This window comes from Rhodanobacter sp. FW021-MT20, from assembly GCF_041107475.1.
Lineage (GTDB): Bacteria > Pseudomonadota > Gammaproteobacteria > Xanthomonadales > Rhodanobacteraceae > Rhodanobacter_A > Rhodanobacter_A glycinis.
In genome coordinates this window covers 352,490-372,436 of sequence record NZ_JBGBPX010000002.1, presented here as the reverse complement: position 1 = coordinate 372,436, position 19,947 = coordinate 352,490, and the positions used below count along the sequence as shown (strand labels likewise).

Below are 19,947 nucleotides of genomic sequence, written 5' to 3'. Positions count from 1 at the left end.
GGATGGCTCAGCCTGCGGCGGCGATCTGCCGCAAGGCCTGCTCGAACGCCTCCGGTGGCTGTCCGCCGGAAATCAGGTGCTGGCCGTTGACGATGGTGGCCGGCACCGAGTGAATGCCGCGCGAGGTGAAGAATTCCTCCTGCGTGCGCACTTCGTCGGCGAATTCGCTGCCGGCAAGAATCTGTCGTGCCCGGTCGGCATTCAGCCCGGCGTCGGAGGCGATCCGCACCAGCGTGTCGTGCGCGCTGACGTCTTCGCCCTCGGTGAAATACGCGCGCAGCAGCGCCTGTTTCAGTGCGAGCTGATGGCCTTCCAGCTCGGCCCAATGCAGCAGCCGGTGTGCATCGAAGGTGTTGTAGACGCGGCTGCGCCGGTCCATGTTGAAGGTGAAACCGACCGCGGCCCCGCGCGCGCGAATCGCCTCGCGGTTGGCGTCGATCTGCTCGGCGGAACTGCCGTACTTGCGCACCAGGTGCTCGGTAGCGTCCTCGCCTTCGGCCGGCATCTGCGGATTCAGTTCAAACGGCTGGAAGTGGATGTCCGCCGTGACCTCGCCGTCGAGATGCTTCAATGCCTGCTGCAGCGAAGCGAGTCCCACCGCACACCACGGGCAGGAGACGTCGGAGACGAAGTCGATGCGGATGGGGGTGGATTCGCGTGAGGTAGTCATGGGCGCGTACGTTAGGTTGCGGCAATTGCCGTGGACCCCATCTCACATGCGGGCATGCAGAGGAGTAATCAATCGCGCTTGCTTGAGGCAGAGTCGCTATGGACTCGTACTGGTTGATCGCGTTGGCGTTCAAGCATCGTCGTGGCTGTTGTCGGTCCGGGACAGCCATGCCAGTTTGTCGTGTGCGCTCATGGCAAGCAGCGACGGCAGGCGTTCAAGCATGGGATGGCCGACACCTTCGCTGCGCATGAAGCGCGACAGGTCGCTGGCGTGGTCGGGCAACGCGGTGGCCATGGCGGTGATGCGTGTCAGTGCGGCATCGACATCGACATGGGCGCCGCGCAGCAGCTTTTCCCAATGATGCCGGCGGATGTCGCGCAAGCGGTAGGTGTTGCCGATCTTCATCGCCAGGATCAGCTTGTCCTGGCGTAGTGATGGATAGGGTAGCGCGCTGCCCAGGTCGTACAGCGGCGCAAGGCGGATGCGACCGCCGCCGCCGAACAGCAGCGCGTAGTTTTTCGCGTGGGCGTCGGTACCGGCAATCAGCCAGTTGAATGCCAGCGCATCGATGAAGGTGTCGACGTCGCGCGCCGGGGAGCTGGAATGAGTGCGCAGTGCATCGACGATGGCCTCGGGGCTTGGGCCACCTTCGTTCTGGTATTTGCGCGTGGGCGAGATGGCCAGGGCCTGGCAGAAATCCTCTTGATGGACGCGCAGCAGTTGGCCGTCGTACTCGATGCGATCGAAGCGGCTGACGACGATGGCGGCCTCACCATCGAACCGCCGTACTTCGGAATGCGCGGCCGGCAGCCCGAGGCGACGGGCCAGGGTCAGGCAGAAGTGTTCGTTCTCGGCGTGGCCATCAAACGCGTCGCTGGGCGGTTTCAGAATATGCGTGGTCGGCGTGCGCCCGGCGGGGACGCCCCATCGGCCATCGCGCAGCAACAGGGCGGTCTTGGGTTGCGCTCCGGCGAGGCTGAACTGGCCGTGGTCACCGGCGCGGCGGGTAGCGGAAGGATCGTTTCGCAAGGCACGCAGTCGCTCGCCAATATCCGCTTCGCTCAGCCAGACAATGTCTTCTTCAGCGGTCACTTGTACTGCATCGAGCCGTTCCGGCGGCACGAACTGGACGGCGCCTGCGCAATCTTCCCCGATATGGCTGAGCAAGCCGAAGGCGTTGCGGGCGGAGACGTGGAAACGGTTGGCCCAGCGCGCCAGGGTCTGCTCGTTATCCGGCAGCAATCCCCACATGAAAGCGTCGATGGCGGCGTGCGGATGCTCGGCACGCACCAATGGCATGGACAGCGACAACGGGATCGCATCGTGCTGCTGTCGCCAGGCGTTGGCGTAGACGAAACGCGAACGGCCGCTGCGATCACGGATGACCTCACCGATCATCGTGCCGTTCATCAGGACGACGAGACTTTGCGCGCTCATCGTGGTTTGCGTGCAGCATCGACGATGGCATCGATATCGATGCCCGGAGTGTCGGCTACGCCCGTGGCATAGCGAGGTGTGCCAACTTCCAGTGGGATATCCAGCACGTTGAGCGCACGCAATACCAGGCCGATCTCGGCTCGTGGCTTGCCACGCTCCACCTCGACCAGCCATTGCCGACTAACGCCGACGCGCCGGGCTAGCTCGGCCTGATCGAGGCCGGCTTTCTGGCGTCGCTCGCGGAGCAAGGCGCCAATATCCTGCGGAGTCCTGACCAGCATCATAACCTCGATGTCGCCATACGGCGACATGATGAATTGTCTACGTACGGCGACATTATAGGCATGTCGTCGTACGTAGACAATATCTCGCAAGCCCAAGCTTTGCCTGGGTTATCAGCTTTCCGCCATGCTCAACGCCAGTGCCTCGGCCACCTTGATGCCGTCCACAGCGGCGGAAAGGATGCCTCCCGCATAGCCGGCGCCTTCGCCGGCGGGATATAGACCGCGGGTGTTGAGGCTTTGCAGGCTGTCGTTGTCGCGCTTGATGCGCACTGGCGATGACGTACGGGTTTCCACGCCGGTGAGGATGGCGTCGGACATGGCGTAGCCGCGAATCTGTCGCTCGAATGCGGGCAGCGCCTCGCGGATGGCGGCGATGGCGTAGTCGGGCAGGGCGCTGTCGAGGCTGCCCAGGGTGACGCCGGGCTGGTAGGACGGTTGTACGTCGCCGAATTCACGCGAGGGGCGGCCGGCGAGGAAATCGCCGACGAGTTGTGCGGGGGCGCTGTAGCTTTCGCCGCCGAGGACGTAGGCGTGGCTTTCCAGGGCGCGTTGCAACGCGATGCCGGCGAGCGGACTGGGCTGGCCGTTTTCGAGCCGGCCGTCGAACGGCACAAAATCGGGTGGCTCGATGCCGACCACCACCGCCGCGTTCGCGTTGCGTTCGTTGCGCGAGTACTGGCTCATGCCGTTGGTGACCACGCGACCGGGCTCGCTGGTGGCCGCCACCACGGTGCCGCCGGGGCACATGCAGAAACTGTAGACCGAGCGGCCGTTGCCGGCGTGATTGCCCTTGCAGTGATGCACCAGCTTGTAATCGGCCGCGCCAAGGATCGGGTGGCCGGCTTGCGGACCGAAACGCGCACGGTCGATCACCGATTGCGGATGCTCGATGCGAAAGCCGATCGAGAACGGCTTGGCTTCCAGATAGACGCCGCGTGCGTGCAGCATCTCGAAGGTGTCGCGCGCGCTGTGGCCCAGCGCCAGCACCACGTGATCGGCGCGGAGCTGCTCGCCACTGGCCAGGGTCACGCCGCGCACATGGCGTTCGCCGCCGGCATCGGTGTCGATCAGCAAGTCGTCGACGCGCTGGCTGAAACGGATTTCGCCGCCCAGCGATTCGATCGTGGCGCGCATGTTCTCCACCATCGTCACCAGCCGGAAGGTACCGATATGCGGCTTGCTGACGTAGAGGATTTCCTCTGGCGCGCCGGCCTTCACGAATTCGGTGAGCACCTTGCGGCCGTGGTGCAGCGGATCGCGGATCTGGCTGTGCAGCTTGCCGTCGGAGAAGGTGCCGGCGCCGCCCTCGCCGAACTGCACGTTCGACTCCGGATGCAGGTTGCGCTTGCGCCACAGGTCCCAGGTGTCCTTGGTGCGCTCGCGCACGTCCTTGCCGCGGTCGAGGATGATCGGGCGAAAGCCCATCTGCGCCAGGATCAGTCCGGCGAACAGGCCGCACGGGCCGAAACCGATCACCACCGGACGGTGCGCGATCTTCGCCGGGGCCTTGGCCACGAAGTGGTAAGTGGTATCCGGCGTGGGCTGCACGTGCGGGTCGCCGGCGTGGCGTGCGAGCAGGGTGGCCTCGTCGATCACGTCCACATCCAGCGTGTAGATCAGCACGATCGCGCCACGCTTGCGCGCGTCGTAGCCGCGGCGGAACACGGTGTAATCGCGCCATGCGTCGCGCTGTACGCCCAGCTTCGCGCAGATGGCCTGGACCAGCGCCTCGTCGGCGTGGTCGAGCGGGAGCTTGATGTCGGTCAGTCGCAGCATGCGTGGAAGGCGTGGAGAGGTGGAAAGCGATTTTCGCATGCCGGGCAGGGAAGGCGGCGCGAATGGCTGCCTTCCCGCCCTCTCGTTCACCCTGAGCGCAGGCCCGAAGGGCTGGCGTCGAAGGACACCAGGCGTTTCGACTCTGCTCGCCAACGCGAGCGACGCTCAGCGCGAACAGGTGAAGGTGGTGCTACGGCGGGCTTACGGACTGCCGATGAAGTCGCTCTTGCCGATCTCCACGCCCATGCCGCGGAACAGGTTGTAGGCGGTGGTGCAGTGGAAGAACAGGTTGGGGAGGGTGAAGCCGAGCAGGTAATCCTGGCCGCTGAGAGTCACCTCGCCGTTGCGCGTCTTCATGTGGACTTCGCGGGCTTCGCTGCCGTCGATCTGCTCGGGCTTGAAGCTCTTGACGTACTCGATGGCGGCGTCGATGCGTGCATACACCTGCGCCAGCGTGGTCTCGTTGTCCTCGAAGCTCTTCGGCTCCGCGCCGGCCAGTCGGGCGGCACCGCGCGCGGCCATGTCGCAGGCGATCTGCACCTGCTTCACCAGCGGTAGCATGTCGGGAATCAGCCGCGTCTGCAGCAGCACCTCGTCGGTCACATTTTTCGATTTCGCATGCGCCTCGCCCTTCTGGAACACGTGGCGCAGGTTGCCCAGCGCGCGCACGAAGACGGGGACGGATGCCTGATACATGGAAAGGCTCATGGGGATGACTCCGGTGGTTCGTTGGGAAGCATGTCGGCGACGGGAGCGGCCAGGGGCGACGTCTCGCCGGGGAAGGCGATGGGTGCTTCGTCGTTCGGGGCCGACACGGTGGTTTGCGAGGGACGGGTGGCGCGCACGGCCACCAGGGTGGCGGCGGCCAGCAACAGCGCAGCCAGCACGAACGCGGCGCCGGGCAGATGGTGTACCGGCGCGTGGTTGCTGATGAATAGCGCGAAAAGATTGGCGAACAAGGCCGGGCCGAAGATGCCGGCGAGACTGGCCAGGCTGCTCAGCGCACCTTGCAGGCGACCCTGTTCGTGGGCGTCGACTTGATGCGTCACCAGCGCTTGCGCCGGCGGGCCGGCCAGCCCGCCGAGCGACAGCAGCGGGATGCCGAGCAGGAACAGCCAGGCGGTCGGCGCCAGGCCGAACAGCACGTAGCCGCCAATGCACAGCACCAGTCCCAGCAGGATCATCCGTCGCTCGCCCAGTGACGGCATCAACCGGCGCACCAGCACGGCCTGCACCAGCCCGCTGCACAGGCCGACCAGGCCCAGCGTGTAACCCACCACCTGCGGTCCCCAACCGAAGCGGTAGTCGGTGTACAGCACGTAGGTGGAGTTCAGCGAGAACTGCGCCAGGTTGATCAGGAAGAACACCGCCGCCAGCCCGAACACCTGCGGATAGCGGCGCAACAGCATGACGGCGCCCAGCGGGTTGGCGTGGCGCCATTCGAAGCGCTTGCTGCGGCGCTCCGGCGGCAGCGACTCGGGCAGCACGAACCAGCCATAGCAGAAATTCACCAGCGACAATCCGGCCGCCACCCAGAACGGCAGGCGGATCGACAGATGGCCGAGAAAGCCACCCAGCGCCGGGCCCACGATGAAACCGATGCCGAACGCCGCACCCAGCGTGCCAAACGCTGCCGCGCGCTTTTCCTTCGGCACAATGTCGGCGATATAGGCGTTCGCGGTGGTGAAGCTGGCCGCGCACATGCCCGATATCGCACGGCCCACGAACAGCAGCCACAACACCGGCGCCAACGCCATCACGATGAAATCCATGCCCAGTCCGAAGCTGGAAATCAGGATCACCGTGCGGCGACCGTAACGGTCCGACAACGCGCCCTGTACCGGCGAGAACACGAATTGCATCAGCATGAACAGTGCGCCGAACGCGCCCACCCACACCGCGGCCTGCGCAATGCTGCCGCCGATCAGTTCGACAATCAGGTGCGGCAACACCGGGATGATGATGCCGAACGCCAGCATGTCCACCGTCACCGTGACAAAGATGAAGGCGAGCGCGGCGTGGCGCGAGGGTGACGGCTTGGATGCGTCCATGGAAGCGAGGGCAGGTGGGGTGGGCACGATAGCGCATCTGCCGAGGGCCGGCGCGGGAAACAAGTCACCCGGCTCGCGTCCGTGGCGTTCGGCTTCGGCGGGGTTCAGCGCGGCGGTGCGGCCAGTTCGCGTGCGTCGAGATAGCCGTCGTGATTCCGGTCCAGGCGATGGAATTGCCGACGCAGGTTGGCCTGCCAGGATGTCAGCGTCACCGGGCGGCCGTGTCCACCGGGAAGCTCGCTGGCTTCCAGGATGCCGTCGCCGTTGCTGTCCATCCGATGGAAACCCTGGCTCATGTAGGCGACGTATTCGGCCATGCTGATCCGGCCATCGCCATTGCTGTCCATCTGGCGCAGATAGTCGGATGGCGTTCGCGGGTAACCCTGGGCGGCCAGCGTGGCGCAGGCGAGCATCAGCGGCAGGGCGAATCCGGAGCGGCGCAAGGGCATGAACGATGGCATGGGCCGTAGTGTGCGGCATGTCGATGAGGCGCGGCGAGACCGACCGCACGCCCGGTGCCACGCGGCCCGGATCGGTGGCGAAAAAGCGATGGCTTTTGCCGGTGAACAGGTTTAGCGTAACCGGCCCGGATGTCCATTTTCGAGGTCGCCATGATCTACGAAAGCATTCTCGACACCATCGGTGGTACGCCGGTTGTCCGGCTGCACCGGCTGGCACCCGCGCACGTCACGCTGTACGCCAAGGTGGAGGCGTTCAACCCCGGTGGTTCGGTGAAGGATCGCCTCGCCATCGCGGTGATCCTGGACGCCGAGCGCAAAGGCCTGCTCAAGCCCGGCGATACCGTGATCGAAGCCACCTCGGGCAATACCGGCGTGGCGTTGGCCATGGTTTGCGCGGCACGCGGTTACGGGTTCGTTGCCGTCATGGCCGAGACCTTCTCGGTGGAGCGCCGCAAGCTGATGCGCGCCTACGGCGCGAAGGTGATCCTCACGGCGGCGGCCGAACGCGGCACCGGCATGGTGCGCATCGCCGAAGAACTGGCGCAGAAGCATGGCTGGTTCCTGCCGCGCCAGTTCGACAATCCGGCCAACCCGGCTTACCACCGCAGCACGACGGCCGCAGAAATCCTCAGTGATTTTGCCGGTCGCCGGCTGGACGCCTTCGTCTCCGGCTGGGGTACCGGCGGCACGCTGACCGGCGTGGGCGAGATGCTCAAGCTGGCGCGGCCGGAGGTGAAGATCGTGGTCGCCGAACCCGCGGTGGCGTCGATGCTGGCGGGCAAGGAGTGGCAGCCGCACAAGATCCAGGGCTGGACGCCGGACTTCGTGCCCGGCGTGCTCAATCGCAAGGTGTTCGACGTGGACTTGCCGGTGGACGACATCGCCGCGCGTGATACCGCACGCCGGCTGGCCACGGAGGAAGGCATCTTCGTCGGAGTGTCCGCCGGTGCCACGGTGGCGGCGGCACTGGATTACGCGAAGACGGCGGAGCCGGGCAGTGTGATCCTGGCGATGTTGCCGGACACGGGCGAACGCTACCTGTCCACCTTCCTGCTCGAAGGCGTGGTCGAAGGCTCCGACGACGAGTGGCTGGCCAGCCTGGGTTGAACCACGCCAGCCGGTAACGCGCCGGCCTCAGCGCGAACGCACGCTGCCGTGCAAGCCGATGAATTCGAGGAACTCGGCGCGGGTGCGGGCGTCGTCGCGGAACGAGCCCAGCATCTGGCTGGTCACCATCGACACGCCACGCTTGTGCACGCCACGGGTGGTCATGCATTCGTGGCTGGCGTCGATCACCACGGCCACGCCGGCCGGCTGCAGGTTTTCCTGGATGCAGTGGGCGATTTCCGCGGTGAGCTTTTCCTGCACCTGGAAACGCCGGGCGAAACCGTCCACCACGCGCGCCAGCTTGCTGATGCCGACCACGCGGTTGGTCGGCAGGTAACCGACGTGGGCGCGGCCGATGATCGGCGCCATGTGGTGCTCGCAATGGCTTTCGAACTCGATGTCGCGCAACACCACCATCTCGTCGTAGCCCTCGACTTCCTTGAAGGTGCGAAGCAGGTAGTCGCCCGGGTCCTCGGCATAGCCGGCGAACCAGTCGCGATACGCCTTGACCACGCGCTTGGGCGTATCCAGCAGGCCTTCGCGCGAAGGATCCTCGCCGGCCCAGCGCAGCAGCGTGCGCACGGCATCCTCGGCTTGTTCGCGGGTGACGTCGGTGGGGTGGTTCGGCTCGCTCATGCGGGTTCCTGGGGGACGGCGCGGGTCTGCCAGTGTAGCGCCGGGCGAATCCGGCGGCGACGGGTGCGGTTCAAGCCGGCCGCGGCGCGATGGAGCAAAACACGGCGACCCGGTGCGGTTGCGGCGGTTCGAGCGGCACCAGCCATGCTTCGCCGGCGACGATCGCCGTGCACGGACCCAGCGTGGCCACGCGGATGCGACGGGCGGACGCCTCGCGCTGCAGCCGGTCCAGCACGCTGCGCAAAACCGTGCCGGTGAACGGCGTGTAGAGGTAGAACACGGTGCCGGTGGCGAGATCTGCGGCGCGGGCATCCTGCTCGACGAAGGTGACGCCCGTGAGCGCCAGTGCTTCGGCGCAACGGCGGGCGCAGGCGACATAAGCCGCGTTGCGCTCGATGCCGATGCAGCGCGCGCCAGCGCAAATCGCCACCAGCAGCGGCACGTGGCCGAGGCCGGAGCCGAGGTCGACCAGCACGTCGGCGGCGTCGAGCTGCACGCGCTCGATCAGGTCGAGGATGTGGCGGGCGGGCGTGGGCTGGTAGAACACCATCTCGGGCGGCAACGCGTCGTCGCCATCTGCTGGTTCGTCGAACGGCAGCACGCCGGCGAGCACGCTGTCGAGGGCGTCGTAGGCCTGGTCGTCCAGTGGCGTGTCAGCCGGTGCGGCGAGTGCCTGCAGCCAGTGGCGCAGGACGGCTTTGCCTTCGCCGCCACGAATGGCTGCGCGGATGGCGAAGTAAGCCGTCTGGTTGACGGTCTCCAGCTGCCGCATCAACGCGCTGGCGTGCTGGCGGACCGCATCGGCCACGTCGTCGAAGAGCAGGGCATCCAGCCGGTCCATCGCCTCGATGCGTTCGCGCAATCGTTCCGGGCGCTGCAGCGAGTCATCGCGTTCGATTTCCGCGATGCGCGCCTGCAGGACCGCCGTGGCATCGGGTGGCATGGGCATCAGGTCTCGCTGTCTTCCTCGTCATCCGTGCCGGGGGATGGCAGCACGGCGCCGATCAGGTCGTCGGCCTCGTCCTCGGTCAACGATTCCACGCTGCGCAACCGGCGCTCGATCGCGCGGGTGCGCACGCCGGTGGCGTCGATGTGCTTGCCGGCCTCGTCGAGCTTCTTCTTGACCTTGTCCAGCACGTCGCCGAACTTGCCGAACTCGGTTTTCACCGCGCCGAGCACGCTCCATACCTCGCTGCTGCGCTTGGCGATGGCCAGCGTGCGGAAGCCCATCTGCAGGCTGTTGAGCAGGGCGCTCAGCGTGGTCGGGCCGGCGATGGTGATGCGGTGGTCGCGTTGCAGGTTTTCGAACAGGCCCGGTCGACGGATCACTTCGGCGTAAAGCCCCTCGGTGGGCAGGAACAGCACCGCGAAGTCGGTGGTGTGCGGCGGTGCCACGTACTTGCCGGCGATGCGCTTGGCCTCCTCGCGCACGCGCAGTTCCAGCGCGCGCCCGGCGAGCGCTGCGGCATCGGCATCGGCGGCATCCTGTGCGTCGAGCAGGCGCTGGTAATCCTCGACCGGGAACTTCGCGTCGATCGGCAGGTACAGCCGTCCGCCGTCCTGCTGGCCAGGCATGCAGATGGCGAATTCCACCCGCTCGCTGCTGCCCGGCACGGTGGCCACGTTGGATTCGTACTGGTCGGGAGTGAGCATCTGCTCCAGCAGGGCGCCCAGCTGCACTTCACCGTAGATGCCGCGGCTCTTCACGTTGGTCAGCACGCGCTTCAGGTCGCCGACGCCGGTGGCGAGGTTGCGCATCTCGCCCAGCCCTTGCTGCACGGCTTCGAGGTGGCGGGTGACGATCTGGAACGATTGCCCGAGCCGGGTTTCCAGCGTGCTCTGCAGCTTTTCGTCGACTGTGGCGCGCATCTGTTCCAGCTTGGCGGCGTTGTCCTGCTGGATCGCGCCGAGCTTGGCCTCCAGCGTGGCGCGCACTTCGCCCATGCGCTTCTCGTTGTCGGCGGTGAGGGCGCCCAGCCGCTGCTGCTGCTGTTCGCCGAAGCGGTTCAGCGCCAGCGTGAGTTCCTCGCGGCTCTTGCGTGCGTCATCGGCCAGGCGTTGTGCCAGCGTCTGCAGCCCGGCGCTGGTGCTGTCGGTGAGCGCGGCGAGCCGTTGGCCGAAGCCGTCGATGCGTTCGGCCTGCTGGCGCGACATGCCGGTCAGCTGCTCGCCGACGTGGTTGCGAAAGCGATCGAAGCCCTGCTGCAGCTCCTCGCGACCGGCGCGCTGTTCCTCGCGCAGCGTGCGCTGCAGGCGTTCGTTGTCGTCCTTCAGGGCATCGAGCCGGGCGCCCAGCTCGTGGCTGCCGGACTTGCGCAGCAGGATGAATACCTGCAATGCCAGCACGACGAGCACGGCCAGCAGGAGAATGTCGGTGATAGGCATGGATCGTTTCCGCGGATTCAAGGGTACAAGTTTACGCGCTGGAGTCTCAGTTTCCGGGACGGCGCGTCAACGCTGGACGTCGGGCCGATCGTGGCGATATGGTTGCCCGTATCGCGGCGCCACATGCCGTGACAGGCCGCATGGCGGCCGGCGTCGCTCGGACGGTTCCGGGCGCCTACGACCATCGAGATCATCATGACCGAGCCCGGTTCTCCGCGCCGTTTCGCGCGCATCGAACGTCTTCCGCCCTACGTTTTCAACATCACCGCCGAGCTGAAGATGGCGGCGCGTCGTCGCGGCGAGGACATCGTCGACTTCAGCATGGGCAACCCCGATGGCGCCACGCCGCCGCATATCGTGGAGAAGCTGTGCATGGTGGCGCAGCGGCCGGACACGCACGGCTATTCGACGTCGAAGGGCATTCCGCGCTTGCGTCGCGCGATCACGCATTGGTATGCCGACCGCTATGGCGTGGAACTCGATCCCGAAAGCGAGGCCATCGTCACCATCGGCTCGAAAGAGGGCCTGGCGCACCTGATGCTGGCCACGCTCGATCGTGGCGACACCGTGCTGGTGCCCAATCCCAGTTACCCGATCCACATCTACGGTGCGGTGATTGCCGGCGCACAGATCCGTTCGGTGCCGATGGCGCCGGGCATCGATTTCTTCGCCGAACTCGAGCGCGGTATCCGCGAGAGCATCCCGAAGCCGAAGATGATGATTCTCGGCTTTCCGTCAAACCCCACCGCGCAGTGCGTGGAGCTGGACTTCTTTGCGCGGGTGGTCGAACTGGCGCGGCAGTACGACGTGCTGGTGGTGCACGACCTGGCCTACGCCGACATCACGTACGACGGCTGGAAGGCACCATCGATCATGCAGGTGCCCGGCGCGAAGGACATTGCGGTGGAATTCTTCACCCTGTCCAAAAGCTACAACATGGCCGGCTGGCGCATCGGCTTCATGGTCGGCAATGCCGAGCTGGTCGCGGCGCTGGCGCGGATCAAGAGCTATCACGACTACGGCACCTTCACCCCGCTGCAAGTGGCTGCGATAGCTGCGCTGGAGGGCGACCAGCAGTGCGTGCGCGACATTGCCCATCAATATCAGTTGCGCCGCGACGTACTCGTCAAGGGGCTGCATGAAGCCGGCTGGATGGTAGAGAACCCGCGTGCGTCGATGTACGTCTGGGCGAAAATTCCCGAGCCGTACCTGTCGCTCGGTTCGCTGGAGTTCGCCAAGAAGCTGCTGGCCGAGGCCAAGGTGTCCGTGTCGCCCGGCGTGGGTTTCGGTGATTACGGTGACGACCACGTGCGCTTCGCCCTGATCGAGAACCAGGATCGCATCCGCCAGGCGGTGCGCGGCATCAAGGCGATGTTCCGGAAGGATGGCCTGCTCCCCGCTGCGGCGAAGGCGGCAGGCGAGACGACGAAGGATGCGGGCGCCGGCACCGGCTGAGTTCATGCGGTCCGCCTGCCTGAGTCATCGTGGTCATTCCACGGGCAGGATTTTTCGGGAGGGGACGGTTGGAGATCCGGATCGACAAGCTGGAGAGCCCCGCGGTTCTTGCACTGCTTCGCGAGCATCTCGACTCGCTGGCGCCGACCGCGCCGGCAGAGAGTCGCCACGCACTGGATCTGGAGGGATTGCGTCGTGCCGACGTCACCTTTTGGTGTGTCTGGGATGGCGAGGCGCTGGCCGGGTTCGGGGCGCTGAAGCAGCTGACCGGATCGCATGCCGAGATCAAGTCCATGCGCACCGCCGCTTCGCATGTGCGGCGTGGCGTCGCTTCCATGCTGTTGCGGCACCTGGTGCAAGAGGCCATCACCCGCGGTTATTCGAGGCTGAGTCTGGAAACGGGCTCGATGGCATTCTTCGAGCCTGCACGGCGCTTGTATGCATCGTTCGGGTTCGAACCGTGTGCGCCTTTTGGAAGTTACAAACGCGATCCGAACAGTGTTTACATGACCCGGAAACTCGACGGACGGGCACCCGCTGGATGAGCCGGGCGCACAAGCGCGAACCGGTGCCCTCCGCGCGCTTCCGACTCCGTGCCGGATGGCAACCGGAGATGGGCGGCGGTGATTTCACGCTGTCGTATCCAGTGGCAGGTAAAGATGGTGCAATCCGTCCAACGTGGAGCCTGTCGTGGAATGCAGTCATGACTATCTGATCGTCGGGGGCGGCATGGCCGCAGATGCCGCCGCCAAATCCATTCGCGAGATCGATGCCGCTGCCGATGTCGGCATCGTGGGCGACGAGGCAGCGCCTCCCTATCAGCGGCCACCATTGTCCAAGGCGTTGTGGAAGGGCGACAAGTCGCCGGGCGATATCGACCTGGGTACGGCCGCCAGCGGAACGGTAGTGCACGGTGGTCGGCGCATCGTGGCACTGGATCGTGCCGCGCACCTCGCGCGCGACGACCATGGCAACAGCTATCGCTATCGTCGATTGCTGCTGGCTACCGGCGCCACGCCGCGGCGACTGCCTTTCGATGCCGGCGAACGGGTGATCCATTTCCGCACGCTGGACGACTATCGCGCATTGCGCCGCTTCGCGGTCAAGGGCGCGCACGTGGCGGTGGTCGGCGGCGGCTTCATCGGCAGCGAACTGGCCGCCTCGCTGGCGGGCGCGGGCTGCAAGGTAACAATGCTGTTCCCCGGTCCGTCGATCGGTGCGGGTCGCTATCCCGATGCGCTGTGTCATTTCCTCGACGACTACTACCGCGAACATGGCGTGACCGTGTCTGCCGGCGTGAACGTGGTAGATGGCAAGGCAGTTGGTGAGGGCGTGGAACTGGCGCTGTCCGATGGCGAGACCTTGCGCGTGGATGCAGTGGCGGTGGGCATTGGCGTGACGCCGAACACCGAGTTGGCGGAACAGGCCGGGCTGAAAGTCGATAACGGCGTTGTCGTCGATGACCGTCTGCGCAGCAGCGACGCCGACATCTGGGCCGCCGGCGATATCGCCAATTTCCGCAACCCGGCGCTGGATCGACGCCTGCGCGTGGAACACGAGGACGCCGCCGTCGGCATGGGCAAGCACGCCGGCCGCGTGATGGCCGGCATCGACGAGCCATACGACACGCTGCCGTTCTTCTACTCCGACCTGTTCGACCTGGGTTACGAGGCCGTAGGCCTGCTCGACAGCCACCTCGGCGTGGTCGAGGACTGGCGCGAACCGTACCGCGAAGGCGTGGTGTATTACCTCGACGGTGGCCGCGTGCGCGGCGTGCTGCTGTGGAATACCTGGGACCAGGTGGACGCGGCGCGCGAGTTGATTGCGCAAGCGGGGCCGTTCGACGCGTCGTCGTTGCGCGGGCGCTTGCCGCACAGCACCTGAAATGCGTGGCGTGTCAAAGGCGACTCCCCTCCCCTGATTGTCAGGTGCGAGGTGCTCGAAGCATGGTCAAGGCCGTCTGCATGGTCCGATCCCGCGCCAGTAGGTCCGTGGTCGAGTGCGTCCCGCCCGAAACCACGACAAGCTTCAGGTTGCCGGGCATGCCCGCCGCTCGTAAATCCGAGAGCGGAGTCTCTCTATCCGCCGTACCCTGAAATACGACGGCTGGTACATCCCGCATGCTCGACAGCGCTTCAGCAAGCGAATAGTCATGCGCGAGGAGCCTTGGAACAGGCAGCAATGCCAGTGGTGCCAGATACCAGCGGGCGTTTAGGCGAAGGCGAATCGCTGAAGAGAACGAGCGTGCTGCGCTGTCGAGAATGAGTCCCGCGGGATGAGTTTTTGCGGCAGCGTAGGCTGCGACCATGGAGCCCAGGGAGCGACCGTACAGCACTATTCGGTGGCCCGGACATGTAGCTTGGGCAGCCTCGGCTGTCTGCGTGGCGAGCACCATGATTTCGTGCAGATGATGAGGTGTGCCAGGGGCGCCATTTTGCCCCGGGTAGGCGACGGCCAGAACGGCAATGCCATGAGCGACGAATGCAGGGAACAGGTTCCTTATGTACGCAGAGATGTTGCCATGTTGGCCGGGAAAGAAGACGACGCAGTCCACCTTCGGTGTTCCGTAGCGCCGAACCAGAATGGCATTGCCGTCATCACCGCCGATGCGCAAGAACAGCGGTGCCGTTGTTTGTGCGGAGAGGGCAACGTGTGGCAATACCAGCGATTCAACCCCGAATCGAAAAAAGCATGCTCCTGCAACGAAGTAGAAGAGCACGAATGCTGCAATCGTGAGCAGGGGCGTGCGGATCTTCATGAGGTGGCGGGCACCTGGCACCTGGATAAAACTGCCGGGATATCTGTAGGAGCGCACCCTGTGCGCGATGCTTTTTATCGACACTTGAAGCAAGAGCATCGCGCACAAGGTGCGCTCCTACAACAGCCACGTGGGATCAATCCACCCGGCAGAACACCGCCTTCAGGTAACGGCTTTCCGGTACGTCGGTGCGCACCGGGTGGTCGGCGCCGGCGCCGCGTACTTCCAGTACCTGGATCTCGCGGCCGGCGTTCAGGGCCACCCGGCGCAGCATCTCCAGGAAGTCCGCTTCGCTGACCAGTCCGGTACACGAGCAGGTGAGCAGCAGGCCGCCGGGCGGGATCACGTCCAGCGCCAGCCGGTTCATCGCGAAGTATTTCTTCAGCGCGTCGAACACTTTGTTGCGGTCGCGGGTGAGCTTGGCCGGGTCGAGAATCACCGCGTCGTATTGCTCGCCACGCGCCACGGCGGCGCGCAGCCAGTCGAAGATATCGGCCTGCTGGAAATCCACCGTGACGCCATTGGCGGTGGCGTTGGCGCGGGCGATATCGAGGATGCCCGCATCCATGTCCACGCCGACCGCTTCGCGCGCGCCCGCGGCCATGGCGTGCACGGCGAAGCCGCCGGCGTTGCAGCACAGGTCGAGTACGCGGTGGCCCTTGGCCAGTTCGGCGAAGCGACGGCGGTTGTCGCGCTGGTCGGCGAAGAAACCGGTCTTGTGGCCGCAGCCGGGCGCGGCGTGGAAGCGCAGGCCATGCTCGTGCACCTCTACTGCGTCGGGCACGTCGGCCGCGCGGCAGTCGAACGATTCCTGCTTCTGCACGTGGCTTTCGGCGAACCAGTACAAACGTGCGCCGGGGAAGTGTTGCAGCAGCGCGGCGTGGATGGTGTCGCGGAACTTCCACATGCCAGCGGCGAAGTATTCGATCACCAGGATGTCGGCGTAGCGGTCCACGATCAGCCCGGAAAGGCCATCGCCCTCGCTGTGCACCACGCGCCAGGCATCGCTGGCGTCATCCAGTCGCAGCAGTTCGCGGCGCAATTGCACGGCGCGGTGGATGCGCGCGGCGATCCACGTGGCATCGATCGCTTCGGCCGGGTTGCTGGTCAGCAGGCGCAGCGCGATGCGCGCATGGCCGTTCCAGAATGCCTGGCCGATGAAGCGGTTCTTCGCATCGCGCACTTCCACCACGCTACCCGGCGGGATGCGCGCCTCCGGCTTGTGGACCTGGGCGGACCAGATCCACGGATGGCCGGGCGTGCGGTCGGATTTGAGGCGGATCGGAGGGTGGGCGACGGGCGTATTCATCCGCCCATGATAGCTGGCTTCGGCGTGGACTCTCGCTCAGCGCAGCCGCAACGCCAGCCAGGACAACAGCGCCAGCAGGTTGAGGCCCAGCCGCGAGGTTGCCGGACCGGCCAGCGCCAGCCCGAAGCCTTCGCTGCCCAGGAGCCAGGTGATGCCCGGGTGCACCGGCAGGTGCAGCGTGGCGAACACGTCGACGTAAGCACCGCAGTGCATGGCGTAGCTGAAGATCGGCGTGGCGATCAACGGTAGCTGCAGCAGTTGGGCCCAGCTCGACAGACGGATGCCGCGCTCGCTGCCTTCCAGCAGCAGCACGCCGGCGACCATCACGAAAGCGTAGGCAGCCAGCGCGATCAGCGCCGGCAGCGCGTTGTGCAGCGAGCCGGGCGGCAGCAGCCGGCGCAGCATGGTGGCGAAGCCATACAAGCCACCGGCCACTTCGAGGATGCCGATCAGGCGGAACAAAACGGTACGCACGCGGCAAGCCTCGTTCGAAAGGGACGCAAGCATAGAGCCACCACCGCAGCGTGGGCCAGCCACGCTGCTGGCCCGCGTTCAGGCCAGCAGGATGCCGCGCGGCTCCTCCAGGATGACGTGCGGCACGAAGCGCGCGCTGTCGCGGGTGACCAGGGTGGCATCCTCGCGCAGGCCGATGCCGCAGGCACGGTCGCCCACCACCCAACTGCCGACCAGCGGGTAGTGGCCGTTGAATGCGGTGAGCGGGTGGCAGGCCTGGCGGATGCACGGGCCGCGATAAGGGCCCTCGGTGGCCAGCTCGCGACCGTCGGCCAGGTGCATGGCGATGTTGGCGCCCTCACGCGAATGCAGCGGCTTGCGCACCCAGCCGCGCGGCAGCTCGCCGCCGGCATCGAAGGCAGCCGGCAGCAGGTTGGGATGGCCGGGGTAGGCGTCCCACAGCAGCGGGAGAATGCCCTTGTTGCTGAGCAGCGCCTTCCACGGCGGCTCGATCAATTGCAGCCCGGATGCGGGCAGGTAGCGGCCAAACTCGTCCTGGAACAGGTCTTCCAGCGGATAGAGCTTGAACAGGCAACCGATGACGCGGTCGTCAAGATCGGTGAAGCGGCCGTCGACGGTGCGGCCGATATCCTCGATGGCGATGAACTCGCCATCGATGCCGGCTTGCAGCGCGCAGTCACGCAGATAGGCGACGGTGCCGCGGTCTTCCTCCGAATCGCGTACGGCCGCGAAGCGGAACGGACGCCGGATGGTGCGCGCGATGCTGCCGAAGGCTTCCACCAGCGCTTCCTGGATCGAGTTGAACTGGTCGGTGTCGGGTGGCAACCGGTCGCCGGCAAGCAGGTCTTCCAGCCATTGCCACTGGAAGAAGGCGGCCTCGAACAGCGCGGTGGGCGTGTCGTAGTTCAGCTCGTAGAGCTTGGCGGGGCCGGTGCCGTCGTAGGCGAAATCCATGCGTCCGTACAGGTGCGGCGAGCGCGTCTCCCAGCTCCGGGCAATCCAGTCTCGGTAATGTTCGGGAATGCCGAGTCGGGCCAGTGCGGCCTCGTCGCGCACGATGCGCTCGACCATGTCCAGCGCCATCGCGTGCAGCTCTTCGGTGGGTGCCTCGATGTCGTCTTCGATCTCGCGCAGGCTGAAGGCGTAGTACGCCGTTTCATCCCAATACGGCGCGTCGTCGATGGTGTGGAAGCCGAAGCCGCAGGCGGCGGCCTTGGCGCGCCAGTCCGGGCGCTCGGCGCTGACGATGCGGCGCATCAGCCGCCGAAACCATGGAAGCCGTGGAAGCCGTGCGATCCGCCGGAGCGGCCGAAGCCGCCGCGGCTGACCGTGATCGCGCGGTCCGGTGTGGCAGAGACCCGCGTCATCGAGCGGCCGGTGCCGCTGCGGTATACGCCGCCGTAGCTGCCGCCGGCGTAGCCGCTGCCGCCATAACTTCCACCAGCGGGATTGTCCGGGCGCTTGTCATCGGCCGGGCGCCGCCAGCTGTTCCAGCGGTCGCGGAAAGCCGGTGCACTGTTGAAGCCGTTGGCGGCGCGGCCGTGGTGCATCATTTGCGACAGGAAGAAGCCGGTCATCAGCGGGCCATAGAAACTGTGCTGGCCGCCGCCGCGCTGGATGCACTGATCGAGTCCGAAGTCGGCTTCGCATGTTGCGGCCGTGGCGTAGTGTGGTGCTTCGGCTTCGGCCGCCTGGTGCGCCTTCAGGTAGGCATCGCTGCAGGTGGCGACATCGTGGGTGGCGGCGGTACAGGCCTCCACCGAGGTGTACAGGCCGCTGCGCGTGGCGTCGGGTTCGTTGTTGCAGGCACTCAGCAGCAGGGGTGTGGCGCCCATCGCGAGCAGGACGGCGGTGCGGGATCGCTTCATGGTTTCGTTCCTTGAAATCAGTCGGCGAAGTGTCTCAGTTCGCGGGGCGCCGGGAAAGGTGGCGCGAAGCCTATTCGAGCTCGTCGGCCAGCTCGTGCAGGTCGGCGATGTGCTGCTCCCACCAGCGGGGTTCGGCGGCAAACGGGAACGCGGCGGGAAAGGCGGGGTCGTGCCAGCGCTGGGCGATCCAGCCGGCATGGTGCACCTGGCGCATCGCGCGCAGCACGGGCACCAGCGCCAGTTCGGCCGGGTCGAAATCGCGCATGGACGTATAGCCATCCAGTAGCGACTGCATGGCGTGCTCGTCGTGGGCGAGCATCCACAGGTCCTGGACGGCCGGGCCGCCGCGGGCGTCGTCGAGATCCACGAAATGCGGGCCGGCGTCGGTCCACAGCAGATTGCCGGGGTGGCAATCGCCGTGCAGGCGCAGCGAACGCACGGGGCCGACAGCATCCTGGCGTGCGGCTGCCGCCGCATCCAGCCGTTGCGCGGCGTTGCGATAGTTTGCGTGCAGCGACTCGGGCAGCAGCGACGAGGCCAGCACGGCTTGTACCGGTTGTTCGATCAGGGTGGCGCGATCAATGCGGCCACGGTGCGCGAAGGGTTCGCGCGCGCCGACGGCATGCATGCGCGCGATCAGCCGCCCCAACCATTCCAGTTGCTCGGTCGATTCCAGCGTGGGCGCGCGTCCGCCGCGGCGTGGCGTCAGTGCGTAGCGGAAGCCGCCGTGATGCAGCAGCGTGCGGCCACCGAAGACCAGTGGCGCCACCACCGGCAGCTCGGCATCGGCCAGTTCCTGCGCGAAGGCGTGTTCTTCCAGGATCGCCGCATCGCTCCAGCGGCCCGGGCGGTAGAACTTGGCGATGACTGGCGCTTCGTCCTCGATACCCACCTGCCACACACGGTTCTCGTAGCTGTTCAACGCCAGCAGGCGGCCGTCCGGCCACAGCCCGCAGGCGCTTACGGCGTCGAGCACGAGGTCCGGGGTGAGGTTGGCATAGGGGGCATCAATCATGCGAAGCCCCATGCCCCGAAGGTGCGCGCGTATCCGGGGCGCGCAAGTGTGAGAACCCGCTCGGCACATTCGCCTCCTCTCTCCACCGGGGAGAGGATTGAGGTGAGGGGCGGGTGCTCGCGACAGCACGCATCAAAAGCCGCTTCGAAGCGGCCGTATCGCAAGAGTGTCCCCTCACCCCAGCCCTCTCCCCGGTGGGGAGAGGGAGTAAAAAGCATGCGAACCCGCCCGGCACGTCCGCCTCCTCTCCCCTTTGGGGAG

20 protein-coding genes are annotated in these 19,947 nt (G+C 66.2%); 4 read left to right on the top strand and 16 right to left on the bottom strand.

The genetic code is table 11. From position 1 onward, the window contains the following. Window positions 1-7: 7 nt before the first annotated feature. From AB7849_RS04525 to AB7849_RS04495, 7 genes are all read right to left on the bottom strand, one after another. Entirely contained in the window at window positions 8-670 is a 663-nt protein-coding gene (locus AB7849_RS04525; RefSeq protein ID WP_008216533.1) for a DsbA family oxidoreductase, read from the bottom strand. A gap of 129 nt (window positions 671-799) precedes the next feature. Beyond that, the gene (locus AB7849_RS04520; RefSeq protein WP_008216534.1) at window positions 800-2,107 is read right to left on the bottom strand and encodes a type II toxin-antitoxin system HipA family toxin; all 1,308 of its coding nucleotides are present in this window, start codon (window positions 2,105-2,107) and stop codon (window positions 800-802) included. Beyond that, complete coding sequence (locus tag AB7849_RS04515; protein WP_237711950.1) at window positions 2,104-2,355, bottom strand: helix-turn-helix transcriptional regulator; 252 nt, start codon at window positions 2,353-2,355, stop codon at window positions 2,104-2,106. The genes AB7849_RS04520 and AB7849_RS04515 overlap by 4 nt, the downstream gene beginning before the upstream one ends. A 147-nt stretch (window positions 2,356-2,502) precedes the next feature. Further along, on the bottom strand, window positions 2,503-4,167 hold the full coding sequence (locus tag AB7849_RS04510; protein WP_008216536.1) for an NAD(P)/FAD-dependent oxidoreductase: 1,665 nt from the start codon (window positions 4,165-4,167) through the stop codon (window positions 2,503-2,505). A 201-nt stretch (window positions 4,168-4,368) separates the two neighbouring features. After that, window positions 4,369-4,875 (bottom strand): DUF1993 domain-containing protein, encoded by a 507-nt coding sequence (locus AB7849_RS04505; protein WP_008216539.1) that lies wholly within the window; start codon window positions 4,873-4,875, stop codon window positions 4,369-4,371. After that, the gene (locus AB7849_RS04500; RefSeq protein ID WP_092701298.1) at window positions 4,872-6,218 is read right to left on the bottom strand and encodes a TCR/Tet family MFS transporter; all 1,347 of its coding nucleotides are present in this window, start codon (window positions 6,216-6,218) and stop codon (window positions 4,872-4,874) included. The genes AB7849_RS04505 and AB7849_RS04500 overlap by 4 nt, the downstream gene beginning before the upstream one ends. Before the next feature lie 104 nt (window positions 6,219-6,322). Next, on the bottom strand, window positions 6,323-6,679 hold the full coding sequence (locus tag AB7849_RS04495; RefSeq protein WP_008216543.1) for an EF-hand domain-containing protein: 357 nt from the start codon (window positions 6,677-6,679) through the stop codon (window positions 6,323-6,325). Between the two features lie 150 nt (window positions 6,680-6,829). Between AB7849_RS04495 and cysK the strand changes: the two genes are divergently transcribed. Beyond that, entirely contained in the window at window positions 6,830-7,786 is a 957-nt protein-coding gene (cysK, locus tag AB7849_RS04490; protein WP_037102489.1) for a cysteine synthase A, read from the top strand. A gap of 27 nt (window positions 7,787-7,813) precedes the next feature. Here cysK and folE read toward each other — a convergent pair whose 3' ends face one another. From folE to rmuC, 3 genes are all read right to left on the bottom strand, one after another. Then, window positions 7,814-8,422, bottom strand: coding sequence for a GTP cyclohydrolase I FolE (gene folE / locus AB7849_RS04485; RefSeq protein WP_008216546.1), 609 nt, complete (start codon window positions 8,420-8,422; stop codon window positions 7,814-7,816). 70 nt (window positions 8,423-8,492) lie between these two features. Next, window positions 8,493-9,371 (bottom strand): class I SAM-dependent methyltransferase, encoded by an 879-nt coding sequence (locus AB7849_RS04480; RefSeq protein ID WP_008216547.1) that lies wholly within the window; start codon window positions 9,369-9,371, stop codon window positions 8,493-8,495. Further along, window positions 9,371-10,807, bottom strand: a complete 1,437-nt coding sequence (gene rmuC, locus AB7849_RS04475) for a DNA recombination protein RmuC (RefSeq protein WP_008216549.1) — start codon at window positions 10,805-10,807, stop codon at window positions 9,371-9,373. Before rmuC ends, AB7849_RS04480 begins: the two co-directional genes overlap by 1 nt. 195 nt (window positions 10,808-11,002) lie before the next feature. On the opposite strand from rmuC, the gene alaC reads away from it, so the two are divergent. From alaC to AB7849_RS04460, 3 genes are all read left to right on the top strand, one after another. Further along, on the top strand, window positions 11,003-12,262 hold the full coding sequence (alaC, locus tag AB7849_RS04470; RefSeq protein ID WP_008216550.1) for an alanine transaminase: 1,260 nt from the start codon (window positions 11,003-11,005) through the stop codon (window positions 12,260-12,262). 68 nt (window positions 12,263-12,330) lie between these two features. Beyond that, complete coding sequence (locus tag AB7849_RS04465) at window positions 12,331-12,807, top strand: GNAT family N-acetyltransferase (RefSeq protein ID WP_008216553.1); 477 nt, start codon at window positions 12,331-12,333, stop codon at window positions 12,805-12,807. Window positions 12,808-12,952: 145 nt separating this feature from the next. After that, entirely contained in the window at window positions 12,953-14,146 is a 1,194-nt protein-coding gene (locus tag AB7849_RS04460; RefSeq protein WP_008216554.1) for an NAD(P)/FAD-dependent oxidoreductase, read from the top strand. A 40-nt stretch (window positions 14,147-14,186) separates the two neighbouring features. Here AB7849_RS04460 and AB7849_RS04455 read toward each other — a convergent pair whose 3' ends face one another. From AB7849_RS04455 to AB7849_RS04430, 6 genes are all read right to left on the bottom strand, one after another. Further along, on the bottom strand, window positions 14,187-15,020 hold the full coding sequence (locus tag AB7849_RS04455; RefSeq protein ID WP_157618223.1) for an alpha/beta hydrolase: 834 nt from the start codon (window positions 15,018-15,020) through the stop codon (window positions 14,187-14,189). A 136-nt stretch (window positions 15,021-15,156) separates the two neighbouring features. Then, window positions 15,157-16,329 (bottom strand): class I SAM-dependent rRNA methyltransferase, encoded by a 1,173-nt coding sequence (locus AB7849_RS04450; RefSeq protein WP_008216558.1) that lies wholly within the window; start codon window positions 16,327-16,329, stop codon window positions 15,157-15,159. A gap of 36 nt (window positions 16,330-16,365) precedes the next feature. Further along, window positions 16,366-16,803: a hypothetical protein gene (locus AB7849_RS04445; protein ID WP_008216561.1), complete on the bottom strand. Its 438-nt coding sequence runs from the start codon at window positions 16,801-16,803 to the stop codon at window positions 16,366-16,368. Between the two features lie 78 nt (window positions 16,804-16,881). Next, window positions 16,882-18,060: a glutathionylspermidine synthase family protein gene (locus AB7849_RS04440; protein WP_008216562.1), complete on the bottom strand. Its 1,179-nt coding sequence runs from the start codon at window positions 18,058-18,060 to the stop codon at window positions 16,882-16,884. Next, window positions 18,060-18,671 (bottom strand): DUF1190 domain-containing protein, encoded by a 612-nt coding sequence (locus tag AB7849_RS04435; RefSeq protein WP_008216564.1) that lies wholly within the window; start codon window positions 18,669-18,671, stop codon window positions 18,060-18,062. The genes AB7849_RS04440 and AB7849_RS04435 overlap by 1 nt, the downstream gene beginning before the upstream one ends. Window positions 18,672-18,741: 70 nt before the next feature. Next, complete coding sequence (locus tag AB7849_RS04430) at window positions 18,742-19,686, bottom strand: serine/threonine protein kinase (RefSeq protein ID WP_037102479.1); 945 nt, start codon at window positions 19,684-19,686, stop codon at window positions 18,742-18,744. Window positions 19,687-19,947 lie beyond the last annotated feature (261 nt).